Annotated in this window: 14 protein-coding genes; 4 read left to right on the forward strand and 10 right to left on the reverse strand. The window is 61.3% G+C overall.

Going from position 1 to position 17,815, the window contains the following annotated elements:
* Nucleotides 1–308: 308 nt before the first annotated feature.
* Nucleotides 309–1,235, forward strand: coding sequence for a GGDEF domain-containing protein (locus AB4O22_RS18360; RefSeq protein WP_223472918.1), 927 nt, complete (start codon nt 309–311; stop codon nt 1,233–1,235).
* Between the two features lie 125 nt (nt 1,236–1,360).
* On the opposite strand, the gene AB4O22_RS18365 is transcribed toward AB4O22_RS18360, so the two are convergent.
* The 7 genes from AB4O22_RS18365 to AB4O22_RS18395 form a co-directional block, all read right to left on the reverse strand.
* Complete coding sequence (locus AB4O22_RS18365; protein WP_250886181.1) at nt 1,361–2,131, reverse strand: TenA family transcriptional regulator; 771 nt, start codon at nt 2,129–2,131, stop codon at nt 1,361–1,363.
* A 77-nt stretch (nt 2,132–2,208) separates the two neighbouring features.
* Entirely contained in the window at nt 2,209–4,668 is a 2,460-nt protein-coding gene (locus AB4O22_RS18370; protein WP_460096910.1) for an EAL domain-containing protein, read from the reverse strand.
* A gap of 190 nt (nt 4,669–4,858) precedes the next feature.
* The gene (locus AB4O22_RS18375) at nt 4,859–6,685 is read right to left on the reverse strand and encodes an ABC transporter ATP-binding protein (RefSeq protein WP_223472915.1); all 1,827 of its coding nucleotides are present in this window, start codon (nt 6,683–6,685) and stop codon (nt 4,859–4,861) included.
* Entirely contained in the window at nt 6,678–7,280 is a 603-nt protein-coding gene (locus tag AB4O22_RS18380) for a DsbA family protein (RefSeq protein WP_172436066.1), read from the reverse strand. Before AB4O22_RS18380 ends, AB4O22_RS18375 begins: the two co-directional genes overlap by 8 nt.
* Before the next feature lie 36 nt (nt 7,281–7,316).
* Complete coding sequence (gene trhO / locus AB4O22_RS18385; RefSeq protein WP_003199207.1) at nt 7,317–8,258, reverse strand: oxygen-dependent tRNA uridine(34) hydroxylase TrhO; 942 nt, start codon at nt 8,256–8,258, stop codon at nt 7,317–7,319.
* 317 nt (nt 8,259–8,575) lie between these two features.
* Nucleotides 8,576–8,875 (reverse strand): BolA family protein, encoded by a 300-nt coding sequence (locus AB4O22_RS18390; RefSeq protein WP_003199206.1) that lies wholly within the window; start codon nt 8,873–8,875, stop codon nt 8,576–8,578.
* A 12-nt stretch (nt 8,876–8,887) separates the two neighbouring features.
* Entirely contained in the window at nt 8,888–9,415 is a 528-nt protein-coding gene (locus AB4O22_RS18395; protein WP_003199204.1) for a DUF2059 domain-containing protein, read from the reverse strand.
* Between the two features lie 202 nt (nt 9,416–9,617).
* Between AB4O22_RS18395 and AB4O22_RS18400 the strand changes: the two genes are divergently transcribed.
* Nucleotides 9,618–11,012, forward strand: a complete 1,395-nt coding sequence (locus AB4O22_RS18400; protein ID WP_223472914.1) for a class II fumarate hydratase — start codon at nt 9,618–9,620, stop codon at nt 11,010–11,012.
* A 187-nt stretch (nt 11,013–11,199) separates the two neighbouring features.
* Here the strand turns inward: AB4O22_RS18400 and AB4O22_RS18405 are convergent, their stop codons facing one another.
* The gene (locus tag AB4O22_RS18405) at nt 11,200–12,162 is read right to left on the reverse strand and encodes a DMT family transporter (protein WP_223472913.1); all 963 of its coding nucleotides are present in this window, start codon (nt 12,160–12,162) and stop codon (nt 11,200–11,202) included.
* Nucleotides 12,163–12,352: 190 nt separating this feature from the next.
* On the opposite strand from AB4O22_RS18405, the gene AB4O22_RS18410 reads away from it, so the two are divergent.
* Nucleotides 12,353–12,550: a DUF6316 family protein gene (locus AB4O22_RS18410; RefSeq protein WP_460096911.1), complete on the forward strand. Its 198-nt coding sequence runs from the start codon at nt 12,353–12,355 to the stop codon at nt 12,548–12,550.
* Between the two features lie 175 nt (nt 12,551–12,725).
* Here the strand turns inward: AB4O22_RS18410 and AB4O22_RS18415 are convergent, their stop codons facing one another.
* Both AB4O22_RS18415 and pap read right to left on the reverse strand, forming a co-directional pair.
* Nucleotides 12,726–13,910: a thiolase family protein gene (locus AB4O22_RS18415; protein ID WP_460096913.1), complete on the reverse strand. Its 1,185-nt coding sequence runs from the start codon at nt 13,908–13,910 to the stop codon at nt 12,726–12,728.
* Nucleotides 13,911–14,013: 103 nt separating this feature from the next.
* A complete protein-coding gene (gene pap, locus AB4O22_RS18420) occupies nt 14,014–15,531 on the reverse strand; it encodes a polyphosphate:AMP phosphotransferase (RefSeq protein ID WP_003199196.1) in 1,518 nt (505 codons plus the stop codon).
* A 150-nt stretch (nt 15,532–15,681) separates the two neighbouring features.
* On the opposite strand from pap, the gene mnmC reads away from it, so the two are divergent.
* Entirely contained in the window at nt 15,682–17,664 is a 1,983-nt protein-coding gene (mnmC, locus tag AB4O22_RS18425) for a bifunctional tRNA (5-methylaminomethyl-2-thiouridine)(34)-methyltransferase MnmC2/FAD-dependent 5-carboxymethylaminomethyl-2-thiouridine(34) oxidoreductase MnmC1 (protein ID WP_223472911.1), read from the forward strand.
* The last annotated feature ends 151 nt before the right edge of the window (nt 17,665–17,815 follow it).

A 17,815-nucleotide genomic window follows, 5' to 3' on the forward strand; every position in this document is an offset into this window, starting at 1 on the left:
TTCGATGCGCAACCAGGCGAACCGCCAAACCCACGTCGCTGGAAATATCCGCGACTTGCCAACAATGCATTGATTCCTAAACGGTTTTTATTGAAGTGAACCGAATGGCACGACTTTCGCTCTAAATATCCTCAAACACGCCATGTTCGGCGGGGAACGGACGTTGAGACGAGATTGATGCCTGAAAGGGAAAGCGGACTAAACTTAGATCAATTGTCCTACGGGACTGAAGGACCAGTACGACGCGCAGCCCAAAGCCGCCACACCCAACCTGCCAGGACAGATTTAGCTTAGGGGCTAACGCCAATATGAAAACGCCCACCCAGATCAACGCGATTGACTTCGACAGCGCCAAATTGCAGCGTCTGGGTCTTGGCCAGCCATCGCCGCTCGCGGCACGCTCCGTCAGTCTTTCGCAATTGCGCCAGCAACTGAGCCAGCAGCTGCAGACCAGCCTGGAGCCACAGCGAATCCTCGGTTTGTTTTTCCGGGAAATCCAGCGGCTGGTGCCCCTGGATGCGTTGGCCTACCAGCACAAAGCCAGTGATCTGCGCCTGGAGTTCGGGCAACGCGGGCATCACACCCTCAGCTATAACCTCAGCCATGAAGGCGAACACCTGGGTGAACTGGTATTCCGTCGCAACCAGCGCTTCACTGAAGCGGAACAGAGCGACCTTGAATCCATCATGTCGACGCTGCTGTATCCACTGCGCAACGCACTGCTCTATCGCGCCGCCACCCAGAGCGCCCTGCGCGATCCGCTGACCGGTACCGGCAACCGCATTGCCATGGACCAGACGCTGATGCGTGAGATCGACATGGCCAAGCGTCATTCGCAGCCCTTGTCGGTGCTGATGCTCGACATCGACCATTTCAAGCGCATCAACGATAGCCATGGTCACGGCGTTGGCGACGAAGTGCTCAAGGCCGTGGCCGAGTCGATCAAGAGCCAGCTGCGCAACGTGGACATGGTGTTCAGGTTCGGCGGTGAAGAATTTCTGATCCTGCTGGCCAATACCAGCCGGGATGCTGCGGCCATGGTCGGTGAACGGCTGCGTTACGCCGCCCAGGCCCAGGATTATTTCGCCACGAGCACAAGGATCGAGCTGACGGTCAGCCTGGGTTGCGCCACCCTGCTACCAGGGGAATCATCGGAAAGCCTGCTGCGCAGGGCTGACAGCGCACTGTACGTGGCCAAGCGCGAAGGACGTAATCGACTGGCAATGGCAGGCTGAAAACAAAGGTGGGAGCGAGCTTGCTCGCGATAGCGGCCTGGCAGTCAACCTCCCCGTCGACTGTCAGCCCCCTTCGCGAGCAGGCTCGCTCCCACATGGGTTGTGGCTACCTGTAGCGGTAGAAATCAGCTTTCCGCCAGTGCCAGGCGCTCGCGGGTGGATGAAGACTTGCTCACCGTCTCCGACTGCTCCAGTTGCATGCAACGCTCCAGGAACAGGTACATGTAGTCATAGCTCTTGCACACAGCCTGGCGCAGCTCCGTTTGCAGGGCTTTGCTTGGGTTCATCCCCGCCAGCGTACAGATGATTTCCAGGGCTTCCCAAGGATGGGCATCGTCGTACTGGGCATGCATCTTCAGCCACTTCATGGCCCGCTTGCGGTCTTCCTCGGCGAAAGCGGCCGCGTAGACACCGCTGGAACACACCAGCGCCGACCACTCTCCCGTGGCCCCCTCAATCGCATAGTTGGTCGCGGCGATGGCCACGATCAACGAATCCGAGGAACTGGTGTGCCAGCACCAGTGGCTCAAGGCATGCAGCTCAGGCGGCACATGCTGGGCTTGCAGGTCTTCCAGGGTCACGCCATGGGCGGCGCTCCAGTTGACCCAGTAGTCGGCATGGTTGAGTTCGACACGAATGTTGCGCATCAGCCAGCGACGCGCCATGTCCTCGCCGGGGTGGCGGGCAAAGCGGGTCTTGGTGAGGTTCTGTGCCATGTATAAAGCGAACTGTTCGACGACCGGCCAACCACCAATGAGGTAGTGGCGCATGGTCCTGGCGCTGAGCTTGTTGTCGCGCATGCGCTGATACAGTTCGTGTTCGACAACCCGGCGCTTGCTCTCGCTGCAATCGGTAATGAGCTGCTGTGCCCATTTCGGATAGCTCGTGGCGTCCATGAGCGGGCCTGTTCGGTTGAATATGTCGATCACTGTCGGGCTCCTTTTGATTGTGATTTTCCGGATCAACAAGAGGTTCAGCGGAACGTGCCGGGGGCCTTGAATAACAACGGCTGGGACCGGGCCGGCCGACATTGCAACGTGTCGCAGGTAAACAATTGCGGGCGTTCGATCACATACCCCTGAGCGTAATCCACCCCTATTTCCAGCAATGCCTGCTCGATCTGGGCGGTTTCAACAAACTCGGCAATCGTGCGCTTACCCATGACGTGGCCGATGTGATTGATCACTTCGACCATTGCACGGTTAATCGGGTCGTCCAGCATATCCTTTACGAAACTCCCGTCGATCTTCAGGAAGTCTACAGGTAAATGTTTCAGGTAAGCGAATGAAGACATTCCGGCGCAAAAGTCATCCAGCGAGAAGTAACATCCCAAGCTCTTGAGTTCATTGATAAAGCGGATCGCACTGCCCAAATTCGAAATAGCGCTGGTTTCTGTAATTTCAAAACAAATCATTTCCGGCGGAATCGAGTAGGCCGCGAACTGTTTACGCAGGAAATCGAGGAACGCCTGATCTCCGATCGTTGTGCCTGACAGATTGATCGCACACATCGCCATGGGCCCCTGTCGCGAATCATTCAGGCACTGGCGGATGATCTTGAAGACATTCTCCACCACCCAACGGTCCAGGGAGGTCATCAGGCCGTAGCGTTCCGCCGCGGGAATGAAGCTGTCCGGCAGGATCATCCGCCCGGCTTCGTCATGCAGGCGTAGCAGGATCTCAATGTGCCCGCCACCATGCTCGCCCGGGCCCAACGCGGCGATTTCCTGGGCGTAGAGGCAGAAGCGATTTTCCTCCAGGGCCATGTGCAAGCGCTGGACCCAGGCCATTTCGCCAAAACGCAGGGACAGCTCCGAGTCGTCGGCATGATAGACCTGGACCCGGTTGCGGCCCTTTTCCTTGGCCATGTAGCAGGCCATGTCGGCAGCCCGCAGGGACGCCTCGAGGGTCGTCGGCGTCTGGGCGATATGCACCAGGCCGATGCTCACGGTGGTCACGAACGGCCGGCCCTTCCAGACAAAGTGCAGGTTCTGCACGGTCTGGCGCAGCCCTTCGGCGATCTTTTCCGCCGCTTCCGGCGAACAGTTCTCCAGCAAGATCCCGAACTCATCCCCGCCCAGCCGGGCCAGGGTGTCGTTTTCCCGCAGCCCTGATTGCAGCAAGGCGCAGATATGGCGCAACAATTCGTCACCCGCTGCATGGCCGCAGGTGTCGTTGACCAGCTTGAACTGGTCCAGGTCGAGAAACATCAAGGCATGGCGCCCGACCTGGCGAGTGAGGTTGTGCAAGGCCTGCTCGAGGCGATATTCGAATTCCCGGCGGTTGGCCAGGCCAGTCAAGGCATCATGGGTGGCCTGCCACGACAGGTTGGCGATGTATTGGCGTTCCTGGGTCATGTCATGCAACACCAGCACGGCGCCACTGACCTTGCCCGCATGACGGATTGGCGCACCCACCAGGGTGACCGACACGGTGCTGCCATCCAGGCGCTGGATCAGTTTGGAATGTTCGCTGGCACCGCTGAGCCGGCCGCTGAGGATGTGCTCGATCAGGGTCAGCCCCTCGGTCTGGGCATTGTCATCGAGCAAATTGAACAGCGCCGCCAGGGGCAAGCCCGTGGCGTGCTCGGCTTTCCAATGGGTCATCGCTTCGGCAGCGGGGTTCATGTAGGCGATGGCGCCCTCGACGTCGGTGGTAATGACCCCGTCGCCAATGGATTGCAGGGTGATCTGCGCCCGCTCTTTCTCCATCTGCAGCGCGTTGGCGAACACCTGCCGCTGGGCGAGCAGTTTATGGGTGCGCAACAACGCCAGGACGATCAATCCCAGGGCCGTGGCGAAATTGGTCACCAGCAAGAGCCGCAGGATAAAACGCGAGCCCTCGCCCAGTGCGTCGCTGAATGCCTTGGCAGCCGGGGTAACGGAATCGTTGATCGCAAATATCTGGGCCTTCCAGCCGCGGATATCCACCTCCGACGCCTGGCCTGCGGTAATGCTGCTGTGCATCTGCCGGGCGACGTTATCCAGCTCGATCAGGTAGCCGTCGCCCACCGTCCAGAGATCGATGGCTTCTTCCAGATAACTGAAGTGGCGAAAATTGAGGTACAACCAGATCACGCTGGACACGTCATCAGGATGGTTGCCACCTTGGAGAATCCCGGCCCGTGCGGCTTCGAGATCCGGCGGTTTGCGGTCCAGCGCCACCCGCAGCTCATGGCCGCCCTCGGGGACGGCGATGGCTTGCTGGTATTTGCGGAAAATCGCCTCGTCGCGGCTGTCGGCGTAGAGATTGAGGTAATAGATGGCGTCTTTCTGGCCCTTGGACCAGAGACTCTCCCCCGCCACATAGCCGCGAACGGCGGACAGCACGTAAAGGCTGACGCCGCCAAGCAATGCCTGAAATAGCACGACGGCGATAAAGGGCCAGACGATGCCCAGCAGCCGTGGTGTTCCGAGAGTCTGCTTTTGCTTCATGAGGTCCCTTGCACAGGTATTGCCGGATGAACACCCGCCAGAATTCCGCTCCTGACTCAATAGCCTAGGCTAGTTTTCGACCCTTCGAATGAATGGATGAACAGATCGACAGACTTTGCGTGGAATTCAGAAAAATCGGCGTGTTTGCCTGCTTTTTTTCCGATACTAAGCGCAGAAAAGCGCTAGAAACTCAAGGCTGCTGAATCTGTTGCAAATGACCATAGAGTCGGGCGTACAGGCCACCTTCGGCAATCAGCTGCAAATGGTCGCCGTCTTCGGCGATTTGCCCACCGTCGAACACCAATACCCGATCGGCCTGCTTCACCGCCGAGAGCCGGTGGGCGATGATCAGCGTGGTGCGTGCGCTCAAAAAACGCGCCAATGCCTGGTGAAGGTTGTACTCGGTGGCAGCGTCCAGTGCCGAGGTGGCTTCGTCGAGAATCACCACCCGCGGATCGGCCAATACCATGCGAGCGATAGCCAGCCGTTGACGCTGTCCGCCCGAAAGCCGCACCCCGGAACGTCCAACGACGCTCTCCAGGCCCTGGGGCAGCGCCCGTACGGTGGCATCGAGCTGGGCGATTTCCAGAGCCCGCCAGCAGTCGTCGTCACTGCACTCACGGCCCATGGCGAGGTTGGCCCGCACCGTGTCGTTGAACAGCGCCGGATGTTGCAACACCACCGCAACATTCTCCCGGATGGTCTCCAAGCCGATCTCCTGTTGCGTGGCGCCACCGAAACGAATGCTGCCCGATTGTGGCGTGTACAGCCCCAGTAACAGCTGTACCAGGGTGCTCTTGCCGCCGCCGCTGGCCCCGACGATAGCGACTTTCTCGCCCGGCGAGATGGACAGGTTCAACTGGTTGAGCACCAGCTCCTCGCCGTAGCCGAAACTCAACCCCTGAATCTCGATGCCCACGGTGTCACGACCCTTGAACGGATCGACAACGCCCGTGTACTGGGGCTCATCGGCCCGGGCCAGCAGTTCATTGATTCGACTCAAGGCACCGCCGGCAGCGTAATAGGCGTACTGCAGGTTCAACAGTTGCTCGACCGGCCCGATCATGAACCAGAGGTAGCTGAAGACCGCCAGCATCTGGCCGATGGACAGGTCGGAAAACACCACGGTGAGCATGGCCGCCGCGCGAAAAATATCGATGCCGAACTGGAACAGCAAACCACTGGCGCGGTTCGAGGCGTCGGTCTTCCACTGCGAACTCACGGCGTAATCACGGACCTCCTTGGCACGCACTCCCAAGCGACCAAGGAAGTAACCCTGGCGGTTACCGGCGCGCACTTCCTGGATGGCATCCAGGGTTTCGGTCAAGGCCTGGGTGAACCGCGAGGTACTGTCGTTCTCCAGTTTCTTGAGGTGCTTGACCCGCTTGCCCAACTGCACCGTGGCGTAGATCACCAGCGGATTGAACAGCAGGATCAGCAGCGCCAGCTCCCAGTGCATCCACACCAGGATCCCGGCGGTGCCCACCAGGGTCAGCATCGCCACCAGGAAACGACTGAGGGTTTCGCCGATGAATTTGTCCAGGGTGTCGAGGTCGGTGACCAGGTGGGCCGCCACGGTGCCGCTGCCCAGGCTTTCGTATTCGCCCAGGGAAATTCGTTTGAGACGTTCGATCAAACGGATGCGAATGCGATAGACGATGTCCTTGGCCAACCGGGCGAACAAGCGCGCCTGCACCACGTTGAACAGCAATGCGCCACAGCGCAGGGCCAGGGTTACCAGCAACATCAGCCCGATGTAGCCGGCCGCGCGCTGCCAGCCCATGGGCAACGCCTGGTTCATGACTTTCAGGGCCGCATCGCCATGCCCCAGCAGGACTTCATCCACCAGCAACGGCAATAGCAACGGGATCGGCACGCTGCACAGCGTCGCCAGCACGGCCACGCCGTTGGCGATCCACAGGGCTTTTTTATGCTTGAGGGCCAGGCGACGGATTTCCGCCCAACTCAACCGGTCGATGCGCTGCGAGGCCGATGTATCTGGCGGCCGGTCAGGCACAGGTCGCGCGCTCCAGCCAGCGGCCCAGCAAAGGCGACAGTTGGCTCAGGGGCTGGTAACCGTTGGTCAGCAAGGCCAACTGCCCATCACGCTCGGCCAACAGTGTGGGGAATCCGGCAATGCCCAGGTCCTGTACCCAGGTGAAATCCGCAGCGGTGGCCGCATGTTGGTCGGCGCGGTCGAAGGCCGCGGCGAATTCGATGCGGGGCAGCCCGGCCTGTTCGGCCAACTCCACCAGCACGCTGGCGTGGGTCACGTCGCGGCCTTGCACATAAAAAGCCTGCTGGATCAGCTTCACCAACTTCCAGGCCAGGTCCGGGGCCAGGCTGCGGGCCGTCACCAGTGCCCGGCAGGCAGGCTCGGTGTCGTAGACAAAACCGTCCGGCAATGCGCCTTCAAGCTTGAAGGGCTGGCCGGTGGCCTGGGTAACGGCCTGCCAGTGTTCAAGAATGTAGCGCCGGGTGGTCGGCTCCAGCGCCGACCCGCTGCCGGTGCGCAAACCGCCCACCACCAGGTGCAACTCCACCCCCGCGGCATGCGCCTGCTCTACCAACGCCTCGGCCACCGGCGCAAAGCCCCAGCACCAGGAGCACATCGGGTCCATCACATAGAGCAGGCGTGACGCCATGGTTCAAGCCTCGGAAGATGTTTGCTTGTAGTTGTAGCCGATCGGGTGCGGCATGTTGCGAGCCTTGGCCAACTCGATCTGCTTCTGCCGGTCGATGGCGCTGCGACGGGTCTTCTCGCTCAGTTTATCCCAGCAATGCGGGCAACTGATGCCAGGCACATAGTGCTCCGAGGCGCGGTCTTCTACGCTTACCGGGGTACGACAAGCGTGACATTGATCGTAGTCCCCTTCGCTGAGGTCGTGGCGAACAGTCACGCGGTTGTCGAACACGAAGCAGTCGCCGCGCCACTTGGTTTCTTCCTGGGGGACCTCTTCGAGGTATTTCAGGATGCCGCCCTTGAGGTGATAGACCTCGTCGAAACCCTGGCCGAGCATGTAGCTGGAGGCTTTTTCACAACGAATGCCGCCGGTGCAGAACATCGCGACTTTCTTGTGCCTGGCCGGGTCGAAGTTGGCCTTGATGTACTCAGGGAATTCACGAAAGCTGGTGGTCTTGGGGTCGATGGCGCCCTCGAAGGTGCCGATGGACACTTCGTAATCGTTACGGGTGTCGATCAACAACACTTCCGGATCGCTGATCAGCGCGTTCCAGTCCTGAGGTTCGACATAAGTGCCGACCTGCTTGTTAGGGTCTACGCCTTCGACGCCGAGGGTGACGATTTCTTTCTTGAGCTTGACCTTGGTGCGGTAGAACGGCTGCTCATCGCAGTACGACTCTTTATGGTCGATGTCGATCATGCGCGGATCGTTCTTGAGCCAGGCCAGCAGGCCGTCGATGCCTTCGCGAGTGCCGGAGACCGTGCCGTTGATGCCTTCTTCGGCGATCAGCAACGTGCCTTTGATGCCGTTGTCGAGCATGGCCTTGAGCAAGGGCTCACGCAGCTCGACATAATCTTCCAGGGTGACGAACTTATACAGTGCCGCCACGACAATGGGTTGTGCCATGGGTGTTTCTCCAGGTGGCTACCCTCGTAAAGGGTGAACCGGATGCGAAAAAAAACGCGCCGAGTGAGCGGCGCGTTGCGGATTCTAACAAAAAACAGGAGGGGTGCAGACAGCGATTGCTGTGCGCAACAGTGCCGTGAGGATCACTCTGTGGGAGCAAGGCCCTGTGGGAGAAAAGCTTTGCTCGCGATGCGGACACCTCGGTTTTTGAGAGACCGCATCAACTTCATCGCGAGCAAGCTTTGCTCCCACAGGTGCTCACTCCCATAGGGCTTTGCTCCCACAAACTCAAGGCTTTGCCATCCACCGCAGCCCAATCAGTGCTTGCTGCCACCGGCACACGTCGGCGAAGCCGGGGCCGCGTCGATCTGCGCCCATTCTTCGGGGGTGTAGGTGTGCAGCGCCAACGCATGGAACTCACCCATCAGCTCGCCCAGCGTGCCGTAGACCTTCTGGTGGCGCTTGACGCGATTGAGCCCTTCGAACTGCTGGCTGACCACCACGGCCTTGAAGTGGGTCTGCAGGCCACGGCTGTGCATGTGGCTTTCATCCAGCACTTGCAAATACTCGGGCTGCAAGAGCCCGAGTGTCGATTCGATGCGTTGTTGCATGCTCATACCAGGCTCCGCTTACGGCTTTTTCTTGGCAGGGGCAGGGGCGGCGCCTTTTGGCTCGAGCTCGGCCGTCATGTCCGCCAGCAGCTTGTTGACCACCGGTACCGCGCTTTCAAGCTTGGCCTGGGTCAGTTGGGCCGATTGCTGGGTCAGCTGCGGCATTTTTTCCAGGACTTTCTTGCCCAGTGGCGATTGATAGAAAGCGACCAGGTCCTTGAGCTCAGATTCGCTGAAGTTGCTGGTGTAGAGCTTGACCATGTCCGGCTTGAGCTTGTTCCAGCCGATGGCTTGGTCCAACGCGGCATTGGCCTTGGCCTGGTAGGTTTCCAGGGTGGCTTTTTTCGACTCAGGGGCCTTGGTCTGTTCAAAGCGCTGGGCAAACATCTGCTGCACTTGCATGTATACCGGAGTGCCCAGTTTGTCAGCGTGCGCCAGGGTCAGGAACGCTTCGGCGCTGGCGTTGTGGCTGGCGGTATCGGCGAAAACAGGGCCGCTGGCACACACCAGAGCAACTGCGGTACAGATGGCACGAAGACGGGTCATCGAGTTTCCTTTCATTACAGGCGAGGTAAAACCCCAAGGGCGACCATTCTGCGCCTAAAAAACGCTGGGCCTCAACCCCGATGCTCTTCGGGTCCGATTGACGGGCCGAACCCACCGCCCCTAGATTGAGGGATGATTGAGGGAACCGGTGCCGCCCATCTGGGCCTAAACTGCGCATTCAGCCCTTAAGGAGTTTGACCCGATGAGCCGTATCGAAACCGACAGCCTTGGCCAGGTTGAAGTCCCGGACGACGCCTACTGGGGCGCCCAGACGCAGCGTTCCATGATCAACTTCGCCATTGGCAACGAACGCATGCCCCTGTCGGTGTTGCACGCATTGGCACTGGTCAAGAAAGCCGCCGCGCGGGTCAATGATCGCAATGGCGACCTCCCCGCCGACATCGCCCGCCTGATCGAACAGGCCGCCGACGAAGTGCTGGCCGGCCAGCATGACGACCAGTTTCCACTGGTGGTCTGGCAGACCGGCAGCGGAACCCAGAGCAACATGAACGTCAACGAGGTGATCGCCGGGCGCGCCAACGAACTGGCCGGCAACCCCCGTGGTGGCAAGAGCCCGGTACACCCCAACGACCACGTCAACCGCTCGCAGAGTTCCAACGACTGCTTCCCCACTGCGATGCACATTGCCGCCGCCCAGGCCGTCCACCAGCAATTGCTTCCGGCCATCAGCGAGCTTTCCGGTGGCCTGGCGGAACTGGCGGCGCGCCACATGAAACTGGTCAAGACCGGCCGAACCCACATGATGGATGCCACGCCAATCACTTTTGGCCAGGAACTGTCGGCGTTCATTGCTCAACTCGATTACGCCGAACGGGCGATCCGCGCCACGCTACCGGCGGTCTGCGAACTGGCCCAGGGCGGCACCGCGGTCGGCACCGGGCTCAATTCACCCCATGGTTTCGGCGAAGCGATTGCCGCTGAACTGGCGGCGCTGTCGGGCCTGCCGTTCGTCACCGCGCCGAACAAGTTTGCCGCACTGGCCGGCCATGAACCCCTGACGTCCCTGTCCGGCGCGCTGAAAACCCTCGCCGTGACTTTGATGAAGATTGCCAACGACCTGCGCCTGCTGGGCTCCGGACCACGGGCCGGGTTCGCCGAGGTGAAACTGCCGGCCAACGAACCGGGCAGTTCCATCATGCCCGGCAAGGTCAACCCGACCCAGTGCGAAGCCTTGTCGATGCTAGCCTGCCAGGTCATGGGCAACGACGTGACCATCGGTTTTGCCGCCAGCCAGGGGCATTTGCAGTTGAACGTGTTCAAACCGGTGATCATCCACAACCTGCTGCAATCGATTCGCCTGCTGGCCGATGGCTGCAGCAACTTCCAGCAGCACTGCATCGCAGGGCTCGAGCCGGATGCCGAGCAGATGGCCGCGCACCTGGAGCGTGGGTTGATGCTGGTGACTGCGCTTAACCCGCACATCGGCTACGACAAGTCTGCGGAAATCGCCAAGAAAGCCTACGGCGAAGGCTTGACCCTGCGTGAGGCGGCGCTGCAACTGGGGTACCTGACCGATGAAGAGTTCGATGCCTGGGTAAGGCCGGAAAATATGCTGGAGGCCGGTAGCCAGGGCTGAGTTTTGCGTTGATCGATAGGCCGCTATCGCGAGCAAGCTCGCTCCCACAAGGGGTCTGTGTGGAGCGCAATATTGCGTCCACTGAAGATCACTGTGGGAGCGAGCTTGCTCGCGATGAGGCCGGCAGGCTCGACATTTCTATTGCCTGTCAGGCCGCCATCGCGAGCAGGCTCGCTCCCACAGCGGGCTAACGCCCGACAGCCAAACGCTCGCGTCGGGCCCTGAGCCCGGCGATCAGCGACGGGCCCAAGGCAACCAGCGCCGACCCCAGCACCACCAGCACCGCCCCGCCATACCCCAGCAGATTGATCTGCTCGGCATGGACATAATCAGGCCACCACCAAGCCGCCGTCGCCACTGCGGCGAACGTCACCAGCGGCGTGATCGCCAGTGTCGCGCTGACCCGCGACGCCTCCCAATGGGCCAAGGCTTCGGCAAACGCGCCATAGGCAATCAGGGTGTTGAGGCAGCATGCGAGCAACAGCCAGCCTTGCAACGGGCTCAATTGCAGCGCCTCCAACGGATGCACCCAGGGCGTGAGCAGCAACGCGCAGAACAGGTAGATCACCATCATCACCTGCAACGAATTCCACACCGTCAACAATTGCTTCTGGCCCAGGGCATAAAACGTCCAGACCGTCGACGCCAGCAACACCATCAGGACCCCGGCGGTGTAGTCGCTCAGGGACGTCAGCAACTCGCCCAGGCGCTGGTTGAAAAACAGCGTAAAACCCATCAGCAACACCAGCAGGCCGATGCCCTGCCCCACGCTGAAACGCTCCTTGAACACGAACAGGCTGGCGACCAGCAACATGATCGGCCCCATCTGCACCACCAGTTGTGCGGTGCCGGGGCTCAAGCGGTTCAGCCCCATCAGGTACAACACGTAGTTGCCCACCAGCCCGAGCACCGCCATCGCCACCAGCCAGCCGCCGCGTGGGCCCAGGACCTTGTGACTGGGCAGGCGCCGGGTGGCGGCCAAATAGATGAACAGCAAACCGCCGGACACCAGCAAGCGAAACCAGGTCACGGTGACCGGATCCATCACTTGCAGCACTTGCTTGAGCTTGATCGGCAGGATTCCCCATAGCAGGGCAGTCAACAGGGCGAGGAACAGGCCGTAGACCCAGCGACCGGACGATATGTGCATGCAACCCTCGAAGCCCAAGACAAAGGACGTCCATTCTAGGCGTCTATTGCGCCACGACACAGGGACAGTTGGGCAGAGGCCGCCCATGGGATTGTAGGGGTCGTAGCCGTCGATCGGTTGGACAGGCGGGAATCTGGGACAACACATATGCTCATTTGAAACAGACTTCGCTGCACTCTGGAGACCCGACATGCTTGGAAAACGCGCCTTGGATCCCGCCCCTACGACTATTTTTCGCAGTGACCGGATCTGCCGGGTTAACGGCGAGTTTTATTTCAATACACGTGAGGGCACCCAAGAGGGTCCGTTCGCCACCCGCGAAGCGGCAGAAGTGGAGATAAAAGCGTATATCCAGCGGATGCAGCAGTTGACTCAGGTTGCCAGCTAAACACTCTCACGGCTGGCGCAGCTCCTTGTGGCAAGGGAATTTACCTGTGGGAGCAAAGCTTGCTCGCAATGCAGACACCTCGGTTTGAGAGACCGCATCAACTTCATCGCGGGCAAGCCTTGCTCCCACAGAGACAAATCCCCTTGCCATAAATAATCCCCTCGTCAGCGCCCGGTTATCTCACCGCCTCAAACAACCCCGTAGCCCCCATCCCGCCGCCCACGCACATGGTCACGATGCCATAGCGCAGGTTGCGTCGTTGCAGCTCGCGCACCAGGTGCCCCACTTGCCGAGAGCCGGTCATGCCGAACGGATGACCGATGGAGATCGAGCCGCCGTTGACGTTGTATTTCTCGGGATCGATTTCCAGCCGGTTGCGGCTGTATAGGCACTGGGAAGCAAACGCCTCGTTGAGCTCCCACAGGTCGATATCGGCGATCTGCAAGCCCTTGGCCTTGAGCAGCTTGGGCACTGAAAACACCGGGCCGATGCCCATCTCGTCCGGCTCGCAACCGGCCACGGTGAAGCCGCGGAAAAACGCCTTGGGCTTGAGCCCCAGCGCCAGGGCTTTTTCCAGGCTCATCACCAAGGTCATCGAGGCCCCGTCGGACAACTGCGACGAGTTGCCCGCCGTCACCGAACCGTCCTCGGCGAACACCGGTTTCAGGCCGGCCAGGCTTTCGTAGGTGGTGTCCGGGCGATTGCAATCGTCGCGATCGACCACACCGTCGAGGATCTGCACAGCGCCAGTGTTCTTGTCCTCGACCCGGTACTTGACCGCCATCGGGATGATTTCGTCATCGAACAACCCGGCCGCCTGAGCCTTGGCGGTGCGTTGCTGGCTCTGCAAGGCGTAGCGGTCCTGCTCCTCGCGACTGACCTGGTAACGGCGGGCGACGATCTCGGCCGTCTGGCCCATGGGGAAATAGATCCCTGGCACCTGCTCCTTGAGCAGCGGGTTGATCAGATTGTCGGTGTTGACGCTTTTCATCGTCAGGCTGATGGATTCCACGCCGCCCGCCACGATGATGTCGCTGCAACCGGAAGCGATCTGGTTGGCGGCGATGGCAATGGCTTGCAGGCCCGAGGAACAGAAGCGATTGAGGGTCATGCCGGCGGTGCCGGTGCCCAATCTCGAGAGCACCGCCACGTTGCGCCCGATGTTGTAGCCCTGGGCGCCTTCATTGGACCCGGCCCCGACGATGCAGTCCTCGACACTGGCCGGATTGATGTCGTTGCGCGCCAGCAAGGCATCGACACAATGGGTCGCCATATCGTCTGGACGGGTCATGTTGAACTTGCCGCGAAAGGACTTGGCCAGGCCGGTCCGTACGCTGTCGACGATCACCACTTCACGCATGGCTGTACCTCATTGTTGTAGTCGGTTGAGAGTGAATCGAGCATAAATCCACTGCATAACCGACCGCGACAATCATTCACCTCGCGTATGCGCACCCATCGCCCTAGCCCTTCTTTTTCTTGCGAGCCTGCTTTGCACTCCGCTCGAAAGCCGCCTCCAGCGCCTGGTTGAGAGTACGCAACACCTTGACCCGCGCCCAGCGCTTGTCGTTGGCTTCCACCAATGTCCAAGGGGAAATCTCGGTGCTCGTGCGGTCGACCATGTCGCACACCGCTGCGCGGTAAGCGTCCCACTTGTCGCGGTTGCGCCAGTCGTCCTCGGTGATCTTGAAGCGCTTGAATGGAATGTCCTCGCGCTCCTGGAAACGCTCCAGCTGGGTTTCCTTGTCGATGGCCAGCCAGAACTTGACCACCACCAAGCCGGCATCGGCGACCTGCTCCTCGAAATCGTTGATTTCTCCATAGGCCCGCAGCCAGTCGGCCTGGCTGCAAAAGCCTTCGACCCGCTCCACCAGCACCCGGCCGTACCAGGAGCGGTCGAACATGGTGAACTTGCCCCGCGCGGGAATATGCCGCCAGAACCGCCACATGTAGGGGTGGGCGCGCTCTTCTTCAGTGGGCGCGGCAATCGGCACGATGCTGTATTGACGCGGGTCCAGGGCTGCCGCGACCCGCCGGATCGCCCCGCCCTTGCCTGCCGCATCATTGCCCTCGAACACCGCCACCAAGGCATGCTGGCGCATGCGCTTGTCCCGCAGCAGGCCGGCGAACCGCGCCTGCTCGGTGATCAGCTGTTCTTCGTAATCGGCCTTGTCCAGGCGCAAGGTCATGTCCAGGCTGTCGAGCAGCGTGACCTGGCCGTCCAGCGCGGGCAGCGGCGCCACGCCGACCTTTTGCGGTTTGACCTTCGGACGGTCCAGGGCCTGGCGCAAGCCGTCGAGCAGGATCCGTCCGACGGTGAGGCTGCGATAACAGCTGTCCATCCCTTCGATCACATGCCACGGCGCGTAATCGCGACTGGTGCGGCGCAGCACGCGCTCACCGTATTTGACGAACTTGTCGTAGGTCTGGGACTGCTGCCAGTCCAGCGGGCTGATGCGCCAGCTGTGCAGTGGGTCATCCTTGAGCCCCTTGAGCCGGGCCTTCATCTGTTTCTTGGACAGGTGGAACCAGAACTTGAAGATCAGCGCGCCTTCGTCGCAGAGCATTTTTTCCAGGCGCTCGGCACCGGCAATCGCCTGGTCGAGCCGTGGGTCCTTGAACTCGCCATGGACTCGGCCTTGCAGCATCTGGCTGTACCAGTTGCCGAAGAAAATCCCCATGCGCCCCTTGGCCGGCAGCATCCGCCAGTAGCGCCACGCTGGAGGCCGCGCCAGTTCCTCGTCGGTCTGCTGGTCGAAGGTGCGCACTTCGATCAGCCGCGGGTCCATCCACTCGTTGAGCAACTTCACCGTCTCGCCCTTGCCCGCACCTTCGATGCCATTGATCAGCACGATGACCGGAAACCGGCCCTGCTGCTGCAACTCGAACTGCGCCTCCAACAACGCTTCACGCAGGGCCGGCACTTCGGCCTCAAAGGTTTCTTTATCGATGGCGTGACCGATTTCAGCGGATTCAAACATGGGCAGCTCCTTCCGGGGATGGGCCAAGACTAGCGGATTGGATGCGGCCCTGTGCAGCAGATTCCATCCAGATGCGCGCTCTGTTGCGATGGGTCAAGCAAGCCGATACCGATCGGCTAGAATGGCCGCTCAGTTTTGACCGAGCCAGCCATGACGCCCATCCAGCAACACGCCCAACTCGACTGGGATGATCAGGGTCGCCCGCGTTCGCGGGTGTTCGACGATGTGTATTTTTCCGACCAGTCGGGGCTGGAAGAAACCCGTTATGTGTTCCTTGAGCAGAACAACCTGGCCGAGCGTTTCGCGGCCCTGGCCGATGACGGGCGGCTGGTGATCGGCGAAACCGGATTTGGCACCGGCTTGAATTTCCTCTGTGCCTGGCAACTGTTCGAACAGTGCGCACCGGCAGGCGCCCGGCTGCATTTCGTCAGTGTCGAGAAGTACCCCTTGAACCCCCAGGACCTGGGCCGGGCCCTGGCCTTGTGGCCGCAACTGAGTCTTCAGGCGGAGCAATTGCTTGAGCAGTACGTGGCGATCCACCAGGGCTTCCAGCGCCTGGTCCTGGCGGACGGACGGGTGACGCTGACCCTGTTGATCGGCGATGCCCTGGAGCAGTTGCCGCAGCTGGACGGTCAGATCGACGCCTGGTTCCTCGACGGCTTCGCGCCGGCCAGGAACCCCGAGATGTGGACCGCCGAGCTGTTCGCCGAACTGGCCCGGCTGGCCGCACCCGACGCCACCCTCAGCACCTTCACCAGCACCGGTTGGGTTCGGCGATTGCTGAACGCGGCGGGCTTCAAGATGAAGCGCACGCCGGGCATCGGCCACAAGTGGGAAATCCTGCGCGGTGTGTTTCTCGGCTGGCCGGAGCAGACACCGGCCCCGGCCCCGGCAAAACCCTGGTACGCCCGCCCCGCCGCGCTGACCGGCGAGCGCCGGGCACTGGTGATCGGCGGCGGCCTGGCCGGCTGTGCCAGCGCTGCCAGCCTCGCCGCACGTGGCTGGCAGGTGACGTTGCTGGAGCGTCATGCCGGGTTGGCCGAGGAAGCTTCCGGCAACCCCCAGGGCGTGCTGTATCTCAAGCTGTCGGCTCACGGCACGGCGTTGTCACAGATGATCCTCAGCGGCTTCGGCTACACCCGGCGCGTGCTGGAGCAACTGCAACGCGGCACTGACTGGGACGCCTGCGGCGTCTTGCAACTGGCCTTCAACAGCAAGGAAGCCGAGCGTCAGGCGCAACTGGCCGAGGCGTTCCCAAGGGATTTGCTGCATACCCTCGATCAGTCCGAGGCGCAGGTGCGGTCCGGTATCGACCTGGCCTGTGGTGGTCTGTTTTATCCCGAGGGCGGCTGGGTGCATCCACCGGCGTTGTGTCGCTGGCAAGCCTCAGGGCCGGCGATTGACGTGCAGCCCCATCATGAAGTGCTGCAACTGCGCCGCGTGGACGGCCAGTGGCAGGCGTGGGACGGCGAACGTTGCCTGGCCAGCGCGCCGGTGGCGATCCTCGCCAGCGCCGCCGAGATCAAACGTTTCGAAGCGGCCGCCGACTTGCCGCTCAAGCGTATTCGCGGGCAAATCACCCGGTTGCCGCAAACCACCCGCAGCCAGAGCCTGGCGACCGTGGTTTGTGCCGAAGGTTATGTGGCCCCGCCGCGGCTGGGCGAGCACACCCTGGGCGCCAGTTTCGATTTCAACAGCGACGACCTGACGCCCACGGCCGCCGAGCATGCCGGCAACCTGCAGATGCTTGAAGAAATTTCCCTGGACCTGGTGGACCGCCTGAACGCCGGCAGCCTGGACCCGGAACGCCTCGAAGGCCGCGCGGCGTTCCGTTGCACCAGCCCGGATTACCTGCCGATTGTCGGACCATTGGCCGACCGTCAAGCCTTTACCGAGACCTATGCGGCCCTGGGCAAAGATGCCCGCCAAGTACCGGACGCCCCCTGCCCGTGGCTCGATGGCCTGTACATCAACAGCGGCCACGGTTCCCGAGGCCTGATCACCGCCCCGCTGTCGGGCGAACTGATCGCTGCCTGGCTGGACAACGAACCCCTGCCACTGCCCCGCAGCGTGGCCGAGGCCTGCCATCCGAACCGGTTTGCGTTGCGGGCATTGATTCGGGGCAAGGCCTGACACAGATGGATGGCTCACCACAAATCCTGTTCGCCCATCTTTGAAATCCCGTGGCAGACCAGCCCCCCACGGGCCGGCTTATAACGCATCGATCTAAAACTCACAGCAATCCCTCCGGTCAGTTTCAGGGTACCCGCCCTTTTGGCGGGTG

The sequence above is a fragment of the Pseudomonas sp. S3_B11 genome, from assembly GCF_054667715.1.